The organism is Nostoc edaphicum CCNP1411 (genome assembly GCF_014023275.1).
Lineage (GTDB): Bacteria > Cyanobacteriota > Cyanobacteriia > Cyanobacteriales > Nostocaceae > Nostoc > Nostoc edaphicum_A.
The window spans coordinates 2229385-2249436 of record NZ_CP054698.1; the positions used below are offsets into that span (position 1 = coordinate 2229385).

Genomic DNA, 20052 nt, shown 5'->3' on the forward strand with positions numbered 1-20052 from the left:
CAAATTCCCACCACACCGCCAAGCAACTACTTTATCTTGATCGATAAACCGTAGTTTATGACATAACAAAGCTTTTCACAGTTTTAGGCAAAAAGCAAGCATTTTAGCAAATAAATTCAAACATAAAGTTATGTAAACTAAACTTAGTTATCTATCTTAAGACACTTGCTTTTTTTAGTGCTTTGTGCAAATATCCAATGTTAGTACATAAAGTACTTAATTTCGATAGACTTACCGTTGTTTAATAGTTTTTCCAAACAAGAGCAAGGAATCCCATTCCGGCTCAAGGCATCTACTTACCAGTTTCTCAGGGTTCGAGCAAGAGCGAAAGTAGCTAACAGGCTGTCTAGTGTCTAAAGTTTATAAATTCCGAAATCCCTAGCTGTTCTTAGCGGGGGTAAAAAATTGGTGAGGTGTATTGGCATAGAAGGAATCAGGAATATCTGGTTTCTGGGAGTAGCCTCATGGCAAAAATCTGGAAAAGCTAAAAGTTACAAAATGCGCGTAACTAAGTAATTAAATTGATGGGTAAACAGGTTCGTAGGAAGGACTTTAGTCCTTCCTTTTAAGCACTGAAGTGCTTACTACCAACTATATGATGTTCTCTCTTCCACAAGGTCTTGTAGCTACCGAAAAAGATTGAGCAGCGGAATTTAATTGATATTGTGTGAGGAAAAAACAACCTATGTCTAAAGTTTTGTGGAATTATTTGCTAGTGATTCCAGCTTTGTTTGGTGGACTCGTAGTCCTGTCTTCAGCAGCAAGTGCAGCTGAAGTGGAAAAGACAGCACAACCAACACAGCAAGTCATACCAATTGACAAGATTACCCCAACTGGCATTACTGAGAGAACTTCATCTGAATCATCTTTTGAACCTTCAGATAGCACATCAAAAGTTCCAGTTTTAACAGTACCTAGCGATCGCATAGAGCAAGTTACATCTGTATCACAACTCTCTGATGTTCAACCTACAGATTGGGCATTTCAAGCCTTGCAGTCACTAGTTGAACGCTACGGCGTGATTGCGGGATATCCAGACGGTACATTTAAAGGTAATCGGGCGCTGACTCGTTACGAATTTGCTGCTGGTTTGAATGCAGCCCTCGATCGCCTCAACGAATTGATTGTTACTAGCACTGGAGACTTGGTGCGAAAGGAAGACTTAACCACTCTGCAAAAACTCCAAGAACAATTTGCATCTGAACTAGCTACACTGCGTGGACGGGTAGATGCCTTAGAGACGCGTCAAGCTAAGGTAGAAGCCAATCAGTTTTCGACAACTACCAAACTAGTTGGTGATGCAACATTCTTGGTAGCAGATACATTTGGCGATCGCGCCAATAATACAGCTGCTGATGATACAAATGATGGGACTCAAACTTTCTTTGCTTATCGTGCCAGACTTAACTTTCAAACGAGCTTTACTGGTAGAGATCAACTAACCACTCTGTTAACAGCGGGAAATAACATTCCTAACTTGGGGGCGACTACAGGAACCCAGATGACCCGTTTTACCATTGATGGTGACGGGAGAGCTGATACCTATCTTAGTCAGTTAACATATCGTTTCCCATTAGGCTCAAAAGCTACTGTGTGGGTAGGCCCTAGAGCACTTCAACCAGCTACGTTTACTCCCACCTTAAATGGTGCTATTGCTGGACTAAACGGTGCGATCTCTCGGTTTGCCACATTCAACCATACTGTTTATCGACCAGGTTTTGATGGTGCTGGTTTAGCTCTTGGGTATAAGTTTAGCGATCAATTGCAATTAAGTTTAGGTTACATAGCAGATAATAATCAGGCCCCAAACCCTGGCCGTGGACTTTTCAATGGTACTAATTTGGCACTTGCTCAATTAACCGTATCGCCCACTCGCCAGTTAGATTTTGGACTGACCTACGCCCGCAAATACTATACTGATAACACTACTGGTGCTGACCCTAATTTTAACGTCACTGGTGGTACAGGTAGCGCTTTCGCCAGAAATCCTTTTGAACAAAACTCCACTACAACCGATAACTTCGGATTTCAATTTAACTGGAGAACCACTCGGAGCTTAACTTTAGGCGGTTGGTTTGGCTATACACGCGCCCACCAGAACAGAGGCGGTGATAGTGATGCAACAATCATTAATACTGCACTCACAGTTGGTTTTCCAGACTTGCTTAAAAAAGGCAACGTAGGTGGGATTATCGTTGGTATACCACCTAAAGTTACGAGTAGTGATTATAGAAGTGGCGCTGGGATTCTTCGAGAAGATCCAAGTACCTCTTTACACATTGAGGCTTTCTACACTTATCGGGTAAATGACAACATCACTATTACTCCAGATTTTTATGTAATTACCAAACCAGAACATAACGATAACAACGATCCGATTTGGGTAGGTGCTCTCCGCACTACCTTTACTTTCTAGCCCACAGACTTTTCTTTTATTGAACTATTTCGTGCCCTCGTCTCCCACGCTCATTTGGTACTCGTCAGAATTTTTCGTTGAGTTGGAGGATTTATGATAGAAACCACCTACCTCTGCCAAAGTATAGAGGGGTCTGGCTTTAACTTCTTCATAGATGCGCCCTATATACTCGCCTAAGATACCAACACTGACTAATTGCACAGATCCGAGAAAGAAAATTGCCATCAAAATAATCGTAAACCCGGTTAAAGGCGAATTGGGGACAAAAATACGCCAATACAAAACTAATAAAGCCATGAAGATGGCCGCCACCGCTGCAACTAACCCTAAATAGGTTGATAAACGCAGTGGTACTATTGAAAAGGACACCAGACCATTGATAGCAAGCGCTAAAGATTTGCTGAAAGTGTACTTGACTTCCCCGGCAAAGCGAGGGTCGCGCTCGAACCGAATTGCTGTTTGCTGAAAGCCAACCCAAGAACGTAAACCACGAATATAGCGGGCGCGTTCTGGCATAGAATTAAGAAGATCTACGACTTGCCGATCCATTAAACAAAAATCACCAGTATCAGTAGGAATATCTACATCTGCAAGCTTCTTCAGAAGACGATAAAAGAAGTAGGCAGTAAAACGCTTGAATCGTCCTTCCTTGAGACGTTGACTGCGTTGAGCGTAGACGACCTGATACCCCTGTCGCCATTTTTCAACCATGTCGGGAATTAGTTCTGGTGGATCTTGTAAATCCGCATCCAGGATGACGATAACTTGACCCCGGACAAAATTGAGACCAGCAGTAACTGCAATTTGGTGACCAAAGTTACGAGCAAAGCTCAAGTAGCAAACGCGTGGGTCTTTTTGATGGAGGTCTCGTATTAGTTGTAGGGAGCGATCGCGGCTACCATCATTGATTAAAATTAATTCGACAAGACCATCCATCCGATTCATTACTGTAGTCAGTCTACGGTATAGTTCGGGAATAATTTCTTCTTCGTTATAGATTGGAATAACAAATGAATACTTTGGTAGCATAGTTTATTTCTTATTCGGGTTAATGTGATCTGATGAGTCTGATTTTTTAAGGTTTTCTATAGCTTTTTTAGGAAAAGTACGACGATTTCGATACCAAGTAGACCCCGCAACCAACATTCCAGTTAAGCCTAAAGCGAGAACTAGCGGTAAGAAATCACCTGTTTTAACTGCTTTCAAACCAGAACTACCTAGTAGTACAAAAGGTAAGACACTCGGTACTGTTCCTAATGTTGTACCTAGAACATAATCTTTAAAACTAATCGACGTTAGTCCAGCGACGAAATTGACCAAGCCATAGGGCATAATCGGTACTAGTCGTATGGCAAACATATAAAAAAGTCCTCCACGACGAACCTCAGCATCCATTGCTTGCCAACGTCCTGCTAGTCGTTTTGCAATTGCTTCGCGTCCAATAGTACGAGTAAAAGCAAAGGCGATGATTGCCGCAATGACAGCTCCAACACTAGTCCAGACAGTTCCTAGCCAGGGCCCAAAAATTGCACCTCCAGTCAAATTGAGCACTGTTGAAGGCAAAACTAACATGGTTGCTACAACGTACAAAGCAACATAAATAACAGGTGCCCAAATTCCAGAATATTTCAGCAAAGCTTGAATTTGTTCTGGTTCAACGCCGCCAAGAAGATATACTGCTATACCAGTCGCAACGATGCAACCTAATGTGAGTAGTAAAACACCAGTTTTTAAGTTCCACACTAGGACTCTACTCCTACTTTTTTTCTAAACACAATCTAATTTCTCTCTATTTGCCCTTTCATTGAATTCGTGAAAATCTTGGTTTTGGAAAGCAGAGTAAATAAATTACTTAAAAAGTTAAGTGACGTTATTCGTTACTTTAGTCAGTTAAGATAATACAATCTTCAGACTCATCGCCAAAACCCATCTTTTCCCTCTTTTACAAGGTAACAAATTGATAATTACAATTTTAAAATATCAAACTTATTAGATAAGCTAGATGCTTCAACGTCAACCTTTCTGGCCTCTTTATCCAACATATTTAATACAAGATAACCTTTCTGATATTGATCTGTTTCTTGCAAAAATCTCTGTATTTCATTTATTTTTGATTTCCAACCTTGGAAATAACATATAAACTTATTTTTTTGATTTTCTACAACGATTACGGATATGTATAAAGGTTTAGGTCTAAAAGTAGATCGTTTTTGATATGTAATATCATCGTCTGTAAAAACATTTGTTTTTTCATATTTAACTTTTGTATCTTTTGATATAAGTTGAATTTGAACTACTGCCGGAATAGTATCGGCAATTACTAAAATTGGCTGACCTTTCGGTTCTAATTGTTGTAATTCGTTCCCTAAACTTCTGACTGTGTGAGAGTATTTCTCTGACATTGGCGCAGAGTAGGAGTATTTAAAGCTTATTAAAACAGAAAATATTAAAACTACTGCGAGTGCTACTCCCCTCTTAGTATTATTTTTTACAAATGATTTTACTGTTGGGAAAATATCTGCTAAGAAAATTGCAATACTAACTGCTACAACAGGAGATAAATAGATAAAATGACGGGCGGGAGCAGGATTTGGCAACCAGAATATGTAATTTAATAGAACTGTTGGTAAGATAAATAAGAGAGATGAATAATTCTTTCTATACACCAAATAGATGCAGGATATAAAAAATATCAGAAATAGTAAAGGATTTAAGCCCCACACAAAAAGTAGGTTACCAAACAAAAAATTCTCAACGTATCTAGTAGGATTATTCCATAATAAAAGTTGATCAACTATTCCATTACTCTTTTCAATCCCTGGAATTGGAGGGAGTTGAGATTGCATTACTTTAAAAATAATTACTGGAAAAAAACTATATAAAATCGAAGGAGAAACAATCTTTTTAAAAGGATAATTTTCTAGAAGAAGACAGGCTGGAATTAGAGGAAACATTAGGATTGCATCGAGCCTGAACATTAAACATAAAGCAAAACTAGCAATAATTAATACATCCCATAAAATTAATTTTTTCCATCCTAATCTCAAAGAGCTTAAGAATGAGCGATAACCAATCAAGGCTAATCCTATGAACATGAATAATACAGCTCCAGTCATGGGATGTCCGTATTGGCTGGTTACCCTCCAAACTGGAAGAAACATTAGTAATATATTTGCTACTATAGCTATACTAGTTCCCCAATATCTTTTAACTAAAAAGAAGAAAGGTATAACCGTCAAAATAGCACTCAAGGCATTTATATAGTTCATGAAAGGAATTATCAGAGCCAAATTTGTTTGAAAAATTGGTCTGAAAAAATCTAATAAAACAAAGTATGCAAAAGAGATATCACGACCATAAAGCATACTGCTTCCTAATGGTTTATTAGATGTAATTGAGTCAATGATACCCATTACCATCCGGAAGGTATCTCTTTCTCCTGGCGTATCTTTATATACTATCGGTAAGAAAAGTATACTAGCTAACCCTAGTAAAGCTAGTAATACAATTGTACTATTGTATTTTTTCATAACTGTTTAGTATAAAACCTCAGTGAAACTTTACCATAGGCAGTTAAATTTAAATATATTTTTTAAGTTAAATTAGGCGATGTGGAAGTAACCAGCCATTTCAAGATGTATAATTTACATCTTTATTTCTGAGCTAAAATCTTAAAAATATTGGGCTTGTTTTTCAGTTAGGTGTACTTTAGCTGCGCTTTCTCTGGCTCTCACGGACTTGCTTCTTTATGGTTGGTTTCTAACATGAATTTTTTGGCTTTGCTGATAAAGCGAGGCTTTTATAAATTACGCAAAAATAGCCGAAACCCTTATTTTACGGTAGAGGCAATTCATGTAGATTACGAGAACGCTTTCAGCGTTAGCGCAGCGGTAGCGACGTTCGCGCAGCGTCTCGCAGAGAAGGAGCGTCACCCGCAGAGTATTGCCCCTAACGCGTGTTCTACAAAATCAGCTTCTAGACAAAACTTGTATTCTTGACGACAGCCATATTTGCTATAGATGTGTCATGATTGCCAGGATTATCCGCTAAAGAGTCAATTTGGTGGGAAGTTCTTCTTTATGAATCGTTAATCTATACTGGTTTTTTAAATAATTTCCTGTAAAATGCTAATCAAAATCTACGGTAATTGCGTCGAGTTATCGTAGATTTAAGACCTCATACCTTGACAAACATGCAAATTCTCTGGTTTATTCCTACTGGATCTCATGACGGACGCTATTTAGGCACAGATATTGGCTCTCGTGTTGCCACACCTGATTATTTGCAGCAAATTGCCCAAGCTGTGGATAATTTAGGTTACACGGGTGCATTGTTACCCACAGGTAGTTCTTGTGAAGATGCTTGGATTACCGCCGCAGCTTTTATATCTGTCACCAAGCAGATGAAATTTCTCGTGGCAATTCGCCCAGGAATTACTTCCCCTGGTGCTGCTGCACGGATGGCAGCAACATTTGACCGGATTTCTAAAGGAAGATTGTTAATTAATGTGGTGACAGGTGGAGATCCTGTACAACTAGCTGGGGATGGCTTGCATCTTAGTCATGACGATCGCTATGATTTAACCGATGAATTTCTCACAGTTTGGCGGGGTATCGTCAGCGGGGAAACAGTTGATTTTCAGGGAAACTACCTGAATATCAAAGGCGGTAAACTCTTATTTCCACCAGTTCAAAAACCCTATCCACCCTTGTGGTTTGGCGGCTCATCTGCTGCTGCCAAACGGGTTGCTGCTAAACATATAGATGTTTACCTGACTTGGGGAGAACCTCCACAACAAGTAGCCCAAAAGATAGCCGAAGTCAGAAAATTGGCGGCTGAACAAGGTAGAACAGTCCGTTTTGGGATTCGCTTGCATGTAATAGTGCGAGAAACCGAATCTGCTGCTTGGGATGCTGCCAATGAACTAATTAAGTATGTGGATGAGGATGCGATCGCAAAAGCTCAGAAAAATTTGGCTAATTCTGATTCTGAAGGACAGCGGCGCATGAGTCAATTACATGGTGGTAGTCGAAAAACCTTAGAAATTAGCCCCAACCTATGGACAGGAATTGGATTAGTGCGGGGTGGTGCTGGTACTGCCCTAGTTGGAGATCCCGACACTGTTGCCGCTAGGATGCTGGAATATCACAATTTGGGCATAGAAACTTTCGTTTTCTCTGGATATCCCCATTTAGAAGAAGCGTATCGCACTGCTGAATTATTATTTCCACGCCTACCTTTGCAGAGGGAAACTACATCGCTAACGCCACCAGTATTGAGTACAGTGAGCGAAATAGTTACCAGTGAAAAATTTGCAAAACAACTAACGAGTGCTTCATGAATAATTCGTAATTCGTAATTGAAAAGCAAATTACTAATTAATAACTCATAATTGCGAATTAAGTTGACGAAACTTCTAGATTCATCCTTTGGAACAATCTACAATCCAGAATTCCATGACTATTACTTTTAAACACACCAAGAGCAACGATAATATATCCCTGAGCAAGGTGTTAGAAAACCCACAACTCCAGAACATAGTTCCCTGGATTGTCCCCGTTCTAGTGCTAGTACTTTGGGAATTGGCTTCCAGAACTGGTTTCCTCTCAACCAGAATTTTACCTGCCCCCAGTGGTGTAATCGCTACAGCTATTAAACTAGCCTCCACCGGAGAACTTTTTCAACATATAGGAATTAGTGCTGGGCGGGCGATATCTGGTTTTATAGTTGGTGGTAGTATTGGGTTTGGTTTGGGATTACTCAATGGCTTTTCCCGTGTAGCAGAAAAGTTATTAGATAGTTCATTGCAAATGCTCCGCACTATCCCCAATTTGGCATTAATTCCGTTGGTAATTCTCTGGTTTGGTATTGGCGATCAAGCCAGATTATTTCTAGTGTCTATGGGCGTATTTTTTCCATTATATCTCAATACATTTCATGGCATCCGCAGCGTTGACCCTGGACTGATTGAAATGGGAAAAGTCTATGGATTGAAAACACCACAACTTCTTTGGCAAATCATTTTTCCAGGCGCTTTATCTTCGATTCTCGTTGGTGTCCGTTTTTCCTTGGGGATTATGTGGCTGACACTAATTGTGGCAGAAACGATCGCAGCAGATTCCGGTCTTGGTTATATGGCAATGAACGCCCGTGAGTTTATGCAAACCGATGTTGTGGTATTGAGTATTGTGATCTATGCATTGCTGGGTAAATTAGCAGATGCTGTTGCCAGAGGATTAGAAACAAAATTCTTGGCTTGGAACCCCAATTATCAAAGGTCATAAATGCTAAATTCACCAAAGTCAAAGGTTGAAAATCATTGATTTTAGCTTTTGACTTTCATTTATTTTGAGTGTGATTTGCTTCCTTCAACGTCTCATCAAATAATTAAATCTCGACTGTTCTAAAATAAGGAGGTTTTGCAAGTGAGTTCAAATGTACAGGGTACACAACTAAGTATTTTGGAATTGACGAAAGCTTTTGGCAAAAAAACTGTTTTAAATTCGTTGAATTTAGAAGTTGAAGCAGGTGAATTTGTCGCTATTGTCGGACGAAGTGGTTGTGGTAAGAGTACCTTATTGCGTCTTGTATCAGGATTAGACAAAACAACTTCAGGCGGAATACTACTGGATGGAGAACCACTGCGTAGACTCAGCGGTTCTGTAAGAGTGATGTTTCAAGACCCCCGTTTGTTACCTTGGAAGCGCGTTATCCAAAATGTAGGGTTAGGCTTACAAGGTGATTGGCGTGAAAAAGCATTGTGGGCACTAGGTAAAGTCGGACTCAAAGATCGGGCTGATGAGTGGCCTTATGTTTTATCTGGTGGACAACGGCAACGGGTATCATTAGCAAGAGCGTTAGTCAGCCAACCCCGTTTGTTGTTATTAGATGAACCTTTGGGAGCATTAGATGCTTTAACTCGCCAAGAAATGCAGAATTTGATTGAGAACTTATGGCAAGAGCGAAAATTTACTGCGTTTTTGGTTACTCATGATGTGGAAGAGGCTGTGGCCTTGGCAGACCGAGTGATAGTGATTGATGAAGGACAGATTTCTCTAGATTTACCTGTGAAACTTTCACGCCCGCGAGATAGAAGTAGCGAAGCATTTGTCAATATTAGAGAAACAGTTCTCCAGCGAGTAATGAGCAATGAAGGTAATCAACCAAATAACCAATTGTTGCAGTTGAGTAGTTGAAGTTTAGCTTTTGTTAGTTGATTAATATAATGCTTGAGGTAGCTGCGGTAAAATAGGCTACTTCGAGAACTAATATTATTAATATAGCAATATTATCTGATATGGGAAAAATAGTTTTTTATAACATATATGCGGAGTGGCTTGCCGCAGGTTACCGCAGAGATATAGAGAAGTGGAGAGATTTTCACGAATGATTTAGGATTATTATAGCTGAGTATATTTTAGTGTTGAAAGAGGCTACTAAGTGTAATGGAAGCATTTTTGCTTTAGTGATTTCATCTATAATTAAAAGTAATTATTAAAATTGGTATTAGTAGCAAATAGTCGGTATTTTAGTAGTGAAACAGAAGCATTCTTTAGAAATGGTATTGTAAATAGGAAAGAGGTTATCTACCATGAAATTAATTTTACCGCTCGATCTCTTTGCTGACATTGAGCCTCATCTACCGCCTGAGACAGAGGTTGTAAGAGTAGATATTGAAGGAAATTTAGATGGGGATGCTAGCGATGCTGAAGTTTATTTCAGTTGGTTTTTATCCAGAAGTCCGACCTTGCATAAAATACTAGAAGCTGCACCTGCACTGCGTTGGCATCATGCACCAAATGCAGGGGTGAATCACATCCTGACATCAACTTATTTGAAAAGAGATATTATCCTCACAAATGGGGCCGGAGTACATGGAATTCCGATCGCAGAATTTGTGATCGCTTATATACTAGCTCATGCCAAACACCTGCCAGAACTATATGCTTTACAGTCCGAACGTCATTGGAAAAGAGGCTTTGCCATCGAAGAGTTGACAGATGCAACCTTACTGATTATTGGTGCTGGTGGTATTGGTCAAGAAATTGCGGCTCGTGCTAAACCCTTTGGCTTAAGAATTATTGGCAGTCGTCGTCATCCCCAAGAGCTACCAAATTTTGATAAAGTAGTAGGTGCTGACGAATGGCGATCGCTCCTGCCAGGGGTTGATTATGTAGTTATTGCAACCCCACTAACTCCAGAAACCAAAGAACTTATTGATGAATCTGTATTGCGATCGCTCCCAAATCATGCCTACCTAATTAATATTGCTCGCGGTGGCGTAGTCGATGAATCGGCATTAATAAAAGCGCTTACAGAAGGTTGGATTGCAGGTGCAGCATTAGACACAGTTAATTCAGAACCGCTACCACCAGAAAGTCCTTTGTGGACACTTCCTAACATTTTTATTACACCTCATACTTCCGGTCATTCCCCAAAAAGTAAACAGCGTTCAATAGCGCTATTTATCGACAATTTGAAGCGTTACCAAGCTGGTCAGCCTTTACGAAATGTAGTAGACAAAGAAGCGGGATACTAAACAATTAAAAATTAAAAATTAAAAATTAAAAATGAAGAGGTACTGCCGATTGGGTTGCACAATCCAAAATCTTCGACTGAGCGTTCGCGTAGCGTCTCGGAGAGAAGTCGAAATCCAAAATGGAATCAAGGAGTAGCAAATAATGAAACTAATTTTACCCGATCATCTGATTGCTGATATTAAACCACTCCTACCATCTGATATAGATGTTGTGGAAGTGGATAGTGAAGGTAATCTTGATAGTGATCCTAGTGATGCAGAAATTTATGTCAATGGATTTTACCTGAAAACCTCCACCCTTGACAAAGTACTCACAGCAGCACCCGCGTTGCGTTGGCAACAGTCACCGAGTGCTGGCGTAAATCACATCCTCACGCCAACTTTTTTGCAAAAGGACATTATCCTTACCAATGGCGCAGGAGTGCACGCAATTCCAATTTCGGAATTTGTACTGGCATTCATGCTTTATCACGCCAAGAATTTACGGAAATTGCAAACTTTGCAGGATGAACACACTTGGGTAAGAGGAGTGTTTCTTGAGGAGTTGGCAGACGCGACTTTATTAATTCTCGGCACTGGGAATATTGGTCAAGCGATCGCATCTCGCGCCAAAGCTTTTGGAGTTAAAGTTTGGGGTAGTCGCCGCCATCCCGAACCCCTACCGAATTTTGACAAAGTTGTGGGTGCTGATGAGTGGCGATCGCTCCTGCCAGCAGCAGACTATGTAGTTATCGCTACACCATTAACTCTAGAAACTAAAGGCTTGATCGATGAATCTGCATTGCGCTCTATGCGCCAGTCTGCTTACTTAATTAACATTGCTCGTGGTGCAATAGTAGATGAAGCTGCATTGCTCACCGCACTACGTGAGGGATGGATTGCGGGTGCTGGATTAGACACTGTTGCAACCGAACCCCTGCCACCGGAAAGTCCCTTATGGTCGCTACCGAATGCCTTTATCACACCCCATTGTTCAGCCTTGTCGCCACGTCTGAGAGAGCGCATAGCAGAACTATTTATCGACAATCTTAAACGCTACCAAACCGGTCAGCCCTTGCGGAATGTTGTAGACAAACAAGCTGGATACTAAGTAAATAGAATGTATTCTATTATTCTTGGGCTGAAACATTAATCCTAAACTACTGCGATTAATATTTATTATGGAGTCACCTTTAACCACCCAAAAATATCACCTACCGTCAACTGTAACCCCTGACAAAACTCTGGCACTGGTAAAGCAGAATCATTTTCCTCAAAAGGTAAAGGTTGTTGTCTCGCAGGATAAGCAGCAATAAATCGCTCATCAGGGTCAATTAACCAACCCATTTGAGTCCCGTGATTGAGAGCGTGTAAGATTTTTTTTGTAACTTTTGTATGACTTTGTTCAGGGGAGAGAATTTCGATTATCCAGTCTGGTGCTGCGGCAAATGTATTAGCAATATCACCATTTTCATCTACAGGAAGCCTTGCCCAAGAGAATACAGCAACATCGGGAACTATAGAACGTCCTCCAAAAGTGCAACGTAATTCTGGAAAAGCCCAACCCATTTTTTGTACTTTGATAACAGAATTAATTGTGGGACAGAGTTCTCCTTGAATAGTGCTATGTTTTCCTTGAGGCATAGGTTTTGGAATAATTTGACCGTCAATGTATTCACAATACGGTTTAGTTTCTGGTAGTGCGAGAAACTCTTCTAGAGTACATCTTTTATTTGATGTTTGTACCATGATTATTCTAGCTTCAATTTATGATGATTTATTTACTTAGTTAGTCTTTACCATTATTCTAAAATATTTTTTCAATTTGCCAATTAGCCGCCATCTAAATTCTTTAATGTTTGGTTGCAGCTAAAATACAGTACCAAAAGGATAAATAATCATAATTAAATTATTTAGGGTGGAATGTCCCGTTATTTACAATATTGCTGAAGCTGCTCACTGTAATGAATCAATTCTTGATATCTCACAATACTGCTAAGTGAAAAAATTATAGCAATAATGTTGATGAACCATAGCATTCTCAGATGCTGCCAAAACCTGAGACGAATACTTACACCTACCACAATAATTGTAGTCAACCATATTACCCACATACTTAGCCAAGCAACTAATTCAACATCAGTATCGCAATCTGGAATTGGAATGCTTGACCCTTCATATTCATTGAATGGTAATAGAAGTGCCAACACTCCCCACCATATTAGCCAGAGGAGAAAAACACCCTGAAGTAGACAGTAAACTATAAATTTCACTTTGTAATAACGATTTTTCTGCTAATCATTTCATGATTTTTTGCGGCTACAATACATTACCAAAATTACAAATAAGCCTATTCCTGCCAGATATTTAACGGCATCAGGTACGCTGGGATTAGGTGAAAAGAAGCCTTCGATCACACCAGCAATAATCAGCATTGGCACAATCCCAAATACTAGCTGCACCGCCTGAGAACCGTAAAATTTTAGTGCATCTCCACGGCGATATTTACCAGGAAATAAAATTGCTCTTGCTAATAAAAATCCCGCACCCCCAGCAAAAAAGATCGCAGGTAATTCTAAGGAACCATGCGGAAATACAAAGGCCCAAAAGGGATAAGCTAGATTATTTTGAGCAACCAAAGTGCTAACAGCACCGATTAATAAGCCATTAAATACCATCAAATAAGCTGTGTATAGCCCAGCAGTGATCCCACCGGCGACAGCCCCAAAAGACACCGCTAGGTTATTGATCATAATACCGCTGGATGCCAGAGGTTCAATGCCGACAATTGACCCCATCCATAATTTTTGCTCATCTCGTACCTTGGTAATCAAGTTTTCAGGTACGATTAAAGGCATGAAGCTGGGGTTTTGCCAAGAATACCACCAAGCCACTAATCCCCCCAGTAGAAACAGCGCCGTTGCAGCAGCAATGTATACAAATGTTTTCTGGACTACAGATGGTAATCCCCAGCGGTAAAATTCTAGAATTGCCTGCCATTCTTGTCGCCGCGAACCTTGGTAAATCTGCGTGTACGCACGAGTTGTTAAAGATTGTAAACTTTGAATCAAAGTATTGCCGATTTGCTGAGTGCGGGCACGTGCCAAATCTGCTGCTACGGAACGATACAAACTCGCTAACTCTCTAATTTCTGCTGCCCGTAAGGACTTTAGCCCTTTTTTTTCTATCTGCCTTAATAGCGCATCCAAACGCTGCCAATTTGGTTCTCGTCGCGCAATCCAACGTTGAATATTCATGAATTTTGGGAACACTGAATTTAACTTAGCTTAAGATAGCCTCAAAATCCTCTCCGTAATTTCAAGGGAAATTTGCCATTATGTCTGAAAACTTTGGATCTTCCGGTCAGATACAACCACTGAGTATCGGTAATGTTGTCAGTGCTGCGGTGCGATTATATCGTTCTCATCTGAAGACTTATCTTAATCTAGCTGCGATCGCTCACTTGTGGATTCTAGTTCCGATTTATGGCTGGGCAAAATATGCAGCCATTTCTGGACTAATTTCACGCTTGGCTTTTGGAGAATTGATTTACCAACCTGAAGGTGTTCAAACTGCCAAGAACCATATTAATCCACGTCTTTGGTCATTTTTGAGAGTTGGTTTCCAAGTAGGTATATCTTTGCTGGTAATTTATTTTGGAATGGCGATCGTGGGCGGTTTGATAGGTGCGTTGATCGGAGGAGTACTAGGAGGGATATTAGGTGTTAGTGCAGGCATTACAGCCACAATTATGGGAGTAATTGTAACGGTAGTTCTTGTGCTATTAGGACTAACCTGGTTCTACTCCCGTTGGATAATAGCTGAAGTGCCCTTAGCAGTTGAGGAAAATATCAATGGTGGCGAAAGTGTTGCCAGAAGTTGGGAGTTAACTAAAGCTTCAGTATTTCGCATTCAGGGCGTTGTTTTAGTTGCTTTTATCGTAACACTACCATTGCTGTTTGTATTAAACTATATACCTAGCTTATTCCTAATAAATCTTGAGCCAGGTTCTACTATCTACTCAATTGTGTATTTTATTTCTTGGATTGGAAGCTTGATAGGTGGAATTTTGGTTCTGCCATTCTGGCAAGCACTAAAAGCTGTTTTATACTTAGACTTGCGTAGTCGGCGTGAAGGTCTAGGTTTGCAATTACGAGAACCTCCCTCGCAAGATTTTCGTTAACTCAACACCTTAATCCAACTCTATTAATTTTTAATTAGTTAAAATATGCGCTTTTTTAATCGCATCACATTCCAGACTCCAGAAAGTGTAGAGTTGGAATTCACTCTAGCAGGAATTGGTAATCGAGCTTTGGCATTGCTGATTGACTATACAGTTTTGGCTGTAACCTTGCTTGTATTTTTCCTTACCTGGACTGTCTTTTCTACTCAACTGTTCAATTTTTTTGAAGATTTGATTACGAATGCTCAGAATTTAGGACTTTGGTTAATAGCAATTTTCTTCCTGATCGGCTTTGCAATTTACATCGGGTATTTTGTATTTTTTGAAACCTTATGGTTTGGACAAACTCCTGGTAAACGATTTGCTAAAATTCGCGTGGTTCGAGATGATGGTAGACTGATCGGGCTACAACAAGCAACACTACGTGCTTTACTACGACCCTTTGATGAAACTTTGTTTATTGGCGCTTTTTTAATTATGTTGGGTAGCCATGAAAAGCGCTTAGGTGATTTGGCTGCTGGTACAATTGTGATTCAAGCCCAAACACCCACTACATCTCCAACATTAACAATTTCAGAACGGGCAAAGTTACTCCGCGAAGAGTTAGTACAAATTGCCGATTTATCACCATTGATGCCAGATGATTTTGCTGTTATTCGTGAGTATTTGCAGCGGCGTAGCGCATTGTCATTGAAGGCAAGAGCCTCATTATCTCTAAAGTTAGCCGAGCAAGTTGTAGCTATTATTAATTTAGAAAAGTTGCCAGAAGGTGTAACACCTGATGTATTTTTAGAAGCTATTTACCTCGGTTATCAGCAACCAGAATTTTAAACGAGAAAAAACTATAGCAATCTTGAATAATTCGGGAAAAACAAGATCCCCGACTTATTTGAGAAGTCGGGGATCTGTCGGTTGCAATTGTTACAAATCAAATAGGATTACTATATGACTGCTGAATGCTGAATTCTGAGATTTTTTGTTCAGATTAATGCTTGTCTAAGGTCAAAAATCTAAAATCGGCCAGTCTGGTTCACGATAATAGCGTGTCATGTTGTCAAACTTTCGCAATTCGACGCGATTGATCAAGAATTCTGGCAAATTCAACAGCCATTTTTCATTCAATTGAGAAAGCATGGTGCTGAAACTTACGCGGTCTAAGTCAGATGAAACCTCCCCAAAATAGGCTAATGTAACGTGGGCTGTAAAATGATAATGCTGCTCAATACCCAAGGCCATTAACTTGGGATTTTGATAAATTGTTCGGCGAAATTTAATAATTTCCTCGTAGCAACGTTCATCTTGAGGTACTAAACAAACGGCTATAGCTCTTGGCATCAGTATCAGCCCCAGCATTTGCCATTTAATCGGATGACTCTTGTTTGTCATCAATTGTTGATATTGCTGAAAGGTTTCGGCTAAACAAGAGTGTAACTCCTCGTCAAATTTGGGATTTTTTTCGCAGGCGTCAAGGTAAGCACTGTCCCAAATTAAATCTGCTAAAGTCACGTGGAAGCTAGCAGGAGCTAGAGGTACAATCAAATCACGGTTTACAGGTAACTGCAAAAGTTCCTGTTGGTAAGTCTGTAATTTGGTATAGAAAGCAGAGTTTTGTGATTCTTCTTCTGCCGGCGGTGTAATTAGCGTATAGCCAGGAAAGGACGCTGCTTGTCTCAACCCAGAATGTGGCTGAAATTTAGAAGATTCCTGAATATGCTGGGCTTGGGATCTGTAGGCTTCTGGCAGCGTCAGTCGTGCTAACCGATTTAAGTAAGTTTGATAGTTGTCGTCCAATCTTTATAGCCTCACGCTCTCACTTGATAGATTTTAGGGAAAATTACCCCGATTAACAGAATGATTTTAAAAGTATTTAGTTTTTTGGATTGGGGAATGGGGGATTGGGCATGGGAAAGAGGCAGAGAGGCGGATAAGGGAGAAATAAATAACCAATACCCAATGCCCCATGCCCAATGCCCCATGCCCAATGCCCATCTATTATGAGATTTATCTATGCCAATCTATGTTTACTGGGGTGAGGATGATTTTGCAATGGAAAAGGCGATCGCTGTTTTGCGCGATCGCGTCCTCGATCCCAACTGGATAAGTTTTAATTACACTGCATTCCCCCCAGAGCAAGCTGATGCTGCTATCCAGGGGTTAAATCAAGTCATGACACCCACTTTTGGCGCTGGTGGACGCTTGGTATGGCTGATAAATACAACCCTGTGTCAGCACTGTCCAGAGAACGTGTTGGCAGAATTGGGGCGATCGCTACCTGTCATCCCCGAAAACTCATTTTTATTGCTCACCAGCCGCAATAAGCCAGATGAACGGCTCAAATCCACAAAATTGTTAAAACAATTTGCTACCGAATTCCGAGAATTTCCCCTCATTCCCCCTTGGAAAACAGAATTACTGGTGCAATCTGTTAATCAAGCAGCCCAGACTGTGGGTGTGAAACTGACTGCCAATACTGCCCAGTTGTTGGCAGAATCCGTCGGAAATGATACACGACTTCTTTACAATGAGTTAGAGAAATTGCGGCTATATGCCCAAGGTAGCAATAAGCCTTTAGACGTAGATACTGTTACAAAGTTAGTAAGAAATACTACTCAAAATAGCTTACAATTAGCAGCAGCAATTAGAACAGGAGATACAGCTAAAGCTTTGACAACCTTGGCAGATTTGAGCAATGCTTCCGAACCGGGATTACGGATAGTTGCCACACTGATTGGACAATTTCGCACCTGGCTATGGGTCAAGATTATGATAGAAAGTGGTGAGCGCAATCAACAAGCGATCGCTAAGGCTGCTGATATTGGTAATCCCAAACGGATCTACTTCTTACAGCAAGAAATCAGGCTACTTTCTGTGCAACAGTTAATCTATTGCTTACCCCTGCTATTGGAGTTAGAAGTGAGCCTCAAGCAAGGAGCATCAGAAATGTCAACACTCCAGACTAAAATAATCGAACTTTGCCAAGTATGCCGAGGAAATTGACAATCAAATATAAAAACTTGATGTATTGAGCAGTTGCTGGAACTTCCAACTCCGAAAATAATTCAAAGTCCTTATAATATCCCTGATGTAGTTCTGTGTCACATACTATATGAAGAAAATTTCCGATTTATTTTCCCGATCTAGCCGAAAGCGAATCCTTTATCATTCATTCTTTTTTGGCGCGATCGCCACTGCGGGTGTGATTTCCAACGCTTTTTCACTGAGTTCACAAGCTTACGCTCAAACTCCACCACCAATAGTTAATAACACTGAAATCAACAACTACGCTCAAGCCGTGCTAGCAATGGAGCCAGCACGTCAAAATGCCTTTGAAGAAATTAAAAAACTGATTGGCAATGGAGAAATTCCTAAGATTGTTTGTAACGACTCTAACAGCATAAATGGTCTTCCCAGAAAAGCTCAAGATATCGCAGTAAATTACTGTACTCGCTCTCAAAAAATTGTCGAAGATAATGGTTTAAGCATTGATCAGTTCAACAAAATTACTATAGAACTACAAAATAACAATCTGTTAAAACGGCAGGTTTACAATACCTTATTACGCCTGCAACAAACTCCTGAATCTCCGTAAGTAGAAAGGCTTCATTAAATCAAAGCTCGTAGTAAGTGGCTCTAGTCATTTAGAACCTTATATAAAGTGATAAATCGCTCACTACGAACAAAAGATTTATCTTGCATTTAATCTTGCATTTAATTACATCTACCTATTATATTCGTCTCAACGCCAGGTAGAAAGAGTATTTTACTTCTGAATTCTGAATTCTGACTCCTGTTTTATTGCTACTATTCAACTGCAAGATATGCTTGTCGCTTGGTGTGAATATTTTTCATGTGCTTTTTCACTGTGTTTATGGTGATGTAAAGCTTAGTGGCAATTTCTTTGTAGCTGTAGTTGTTTCTATAGAGAAACCAAATTTCAGCTTCTCGCGGCGTCAAGTCAAATTTTTTAACTTCAGTGATTGCTAAACTTTTCAAGGACTCATACTGATTTTCGATAGTCACTAACAAACAAGGCACTTCAAACCCATCTAAATCTAGCAGTCTCACCCTAACACGAAAAACATTTGACTTATCCAGCACAATCTCATCTGATAAAATGATGAGCTTATCAGAAAATAAATACCGACTGCTAAGTAAGGATTCACAAAGATCCCAGATGACTGGCGGTACAAAATTTTCGTTGCAATTATCTTGATTGAATTGACAACAAAGACGATGAGCAGATGCATTAGTATGAACCACTTCACCTGCTTGGCTTAAAATTAATATACCGTCTTCTAAGCCTTCAATTACTTCTTGTAAAAAATCAGCCCGCTTCGAGTCATGTAAATCAATACTATCTAGCTGTTGTGGTTCAGATACTTTTTTTACTAATGTGTTTGTTAGGGCGATCATAGGAGTTATCTTAATGTATAAAAAGTACTTGTTTGATTAAATTCATGAGGCTTGAAATATAGACTACTTGTATCCATTTTTTTACATACATATTTTTCTAAATAAATATATTTAGAAAATGTAGTAAAGAAGTTAAAAAGCATACAAGAAGTGTCTTAGAGACGTAAGAGCTTTACACAAAGAGGAAATACCACAGACTAATAAAGCTAACTAAGTAAACAAAAGTTTTATTTTTAACCTTAATTTCTTAATATATCCAAGTTATAGTTTCATGTAACCTGTTTGAATTAGCTAAGGTTACATGATTTAAATACAACTCTTAAATTGCCTATTTCGGAAGCCGCTTTCAATATATTTCGGATAACTCCCAATACGGTTGAGATATAGCGGTATGCAGTTGAGTGAGATACAGAAACAAACCAGCTAGCCGAACTGTATTGAAGCCGCTTATACCAAGTACTCATCGCCCCAATACACAATCATTATTCATGCTGAAATAAAAATATACGAGGGAATGGGGAA

At 39.8% G+C, this 20052-nt stretch carries 18 protein-coding genes; 10 read left to right on the forward strand and 8 right to left on the reverse strand.

Annotation, left to right across the window (positions count from 1 at the left end; translation table 11 throughout):
- Nucleotides 1-685: 685 nt before the first annotated feature.
- Entirely contained in the window at nucleotides 686-2416 is a 1731-nt protein-coding gene (locus HUN01_RS12000; RefSeq protein ID WP_181931459.1) for an iron uptake porin, read from the forward strand.
- A 24-nt stretch (nucleotides 2417-2440) separates the two neighbouring features.
- Here the strand turns inward: HUN01_RS12000 and HUN01_RS12005 are convergent, their stop codons facing one another.
- From HUN01_RS12005 to HUN01_RS12015, 3 genes are all read right to left on the reverse strand, one after another.
- The gene (locus HUN01_RS12005; protein ID WP_181931460.1) at nucleotides 2441-3445 is read right to left on the reverse strand and encodes a glycosyltransferase family 2 protein; all 1005 of its coding nucleotides are present in this window, start codon (nucleotides 3443-3445) and stop codon (nucleotides 2441-2443) included.
- Nucleotides 3446-3448: 3 nt separating this feature from the next.
- Nucleotides 3449-4159, reverse strand: a complete 711-nt coding sequence (locus HUN01_RS12010; RefSeq protein ID WP_181931461.1) for a TVP38/TMEM64 family protein — start codon at nucleotides 4157-4159, stop codon at nucleotides 3449-3451.
- Between the two features lie 221 nt (nucleotides 4160-4380).
- Nucleotides 4381-5946 carry a hypothetical protein gene (locus tag HUN01_RS12015; RefSeq protein ID WP_181931462.1) on the reverse strand — a complete coding sequence of 522 codons (1566 nt, stop codon included), beginning with the start codon at nucleotides 5944-5946 and terminating at the stop codon, nucleotides 4381-4383.
- Nucleotides 5947-6608: 662 nt separating this feature from the next.
- On the opposite strand from HUN01_RS12015, the gene ssuD reads away from it, so the two are divergent.
- From ssuD to HUN01_RS12040, 5 genes are all read left to right on the forward strand, one after another.
- Nucleotides 6609-7757: an FMNH2-dependent alkanesulfonate monooxygenase gene (gene ssuD / locus HUN01_RS12020; RefSeq protein ID WP_181932663.1), complete on the forward strand. Its 1149-nt coding sequence runs from the start codon at nucleotides 6609-6611 to the stop codon at nucleotides 7755-7757.
- Between the two features lie 115 nt (nucleotides 7758-7872).
- A complete protein-coding gene (ssuC, locus tag HUN01_RS12025) occupies nucleotides 7873-8700 on the forward strand; it encodes an aliphatic sulfonate ABC transporter permease SsuC (protein WP_181931463.1) in 828 nt (275 codons plus the stop codon).
- A gap of 141 nt (nucleotides 8701-8841) precedes the next feature.
- On the forward strand, nucleotides 8842-9612 hold the full coding sequence (locus HUN01_RS12030; protein ID WP_181931464.1) for an ATP-binding cassette domain-containing protein: 771 nt from the start codon (nucleotides 8842-8844) through the stop codon (nucleotides 9610-9612).
- Nucleotides 9613-10007: 395 nt separating this feature from the next.
- A complete protein-coding gene (locus tag HUN01_RS12035; protein WP_181931465.1) occupies nucleotides 10008-10955 on the forward strand; it encodes a D-2-hydroxyacid dehydrogenase in 948 nt (315 codons plus the stop codon).
- Between the two features lie 142 nt (nucleotides 10956-11097).
- Nucleotides 11098-12045 (forward strand): D-2-hydroxyacid dehydrogenase, encoded by a 948-nt coding sequence (locus tag HUN01_RS12040; protein ID WP_181931466.1) that lies wholly within the window; start codon nucleotides 11098-11100, stop codon nucleotides 12043-12045.
- 68 nt (nucleotides 12046-12113) lie between these two features.
- Here the strand turns inward: HUN01_RS12040 and HUN01_RS12045 are convergent, their stop codons facing one another.
- The 3 genes from HUN01_RS12045 to HUN01_RS12055 all read right to left on the reverse strand — a co-directional run bounded on the left by HUN01_RS12045 (nucleotide 12114) and on the right by HUN01_RS12055 (nucleotide 14191).
- Entirely contained in the window at nucleotides 12114-12683 is a 570-nt protein-coding gene (locus tag HUN01_RS12045) for a Uma2 family endonuclease (RefSeq protein WP_181931467.1), read from the reverse strand.
- Between the two features lie 182 nt (nucleotides 12684-12865).
- A complete protein-coding gene (locus tag HUN01_RS12050; protein ID WP_181931468.1) occupies nucleotides 12866-13207 on the reverse strand; it encodes a hypothetical protein in 342 nt (113 codons plus the stop codon).
- A 30-nt stretch (nucleotides 13208-13237) separates the two neighbouring features.
- Entirely contained in the window at nucleotides 13238-14191 is a 954-nt protein-coding gene (locus HUN01_RS12055) for a stage II sporulation protein M (RefSeq protein ID WP_181931469.1), read from the reverse strand.
- Between the two features lie 80 nt (nucleotides 14192-14271).
- On the opposite strand from HUN01_RS12055, the gene HUN01_RS12060 reads away from it, so the two are divergent.
- Nucleotides 14272-15117 (forward strand): hypothetical protein, encoded by an 846-nt coding sequence (locus HUN01_RS12060; protein ID WP_181931470.1) that lies wholly within the window; start codon nucleotides 14272-14274, stop codon nucleotides 15115-15117.
- A 45-nt stretch (nucleotides 15118-15162) separates the two neighbouring features.
- Entirely contained in the window at nucleotides 15163-15948 is a 786-nt protein-coding gene (locus tag HUN01_RS12065) for an RDD family protein (protein WP_181931471.1), read from the forward strand.
- 171 nt (nucleotides 15949-16119) lie between these two features.
- On the opposite strand, the gene HUN01_RS12070 is transcribed toward HUN01_RS12065, so the two are convergent.
- The gene (locus HUN01_RS12070; protein ID WP_181931472.1) at nucleotides 16120-16908 is read right to left on the reverse strand and encodes a DUF1868 domain-containing protein; all 789 of its coding nucleotides are present in this window, start codon (nucleotides 16906-16908) and stop codon (nucleotides 16120-16122) included.
- Nucleotides 16909-17124: 216 nt separating this feature from the next.
- Between HUN01_RS12070 and holA the strand changes: the two genes are divergently transcribed.
- Both holA and HUN01_RS12080 read left to right on the forward strand, forming a co-directional pair.
- A complete protein-coding gene (gene holA, locus HUN01_RS12075; protein WP_181931473.1) occupies nucleotides 17125-18114 on the forward strand; it encodes a DNA polymerase III subunit delta in 990 nt (329 codons plus the stop codon).
- A 109-nt stretch (nucleotides 18115-18223) separates the two neighbouring features.
- Nucleotides 18224-18706, forward strand: coding sequence for a DUF4168 domain-containing protein (locus HUN01_RS12080; RefSeq protein ID WP_181931474.1), 483 nt, complete (start codon nucleotides 18224-18226; stop codon nucleotides 18704-18706).
- 212 nt (nucleotides 18707-18918) lie between these two features.
- On the opposite strand, the gene HUN01_RS12085 is transcribed toward HUN01_RS12080, so the two are convergent.
- The gene (locus HUN01_RS12085; protein WP_181931475.1) at nucleotides 18919-19530 is read right to left on the reverse strand and encodes a LuxR C-terminal-related transcriptional regulator; all 612 of its coding nucleotides are present in this window, start codon (nucleotides 19528-19530) and stop codon (nucleotides 18919-18921) included.
- Nucleotides 19531-20052: the final 522 nt, after the last annotated feature.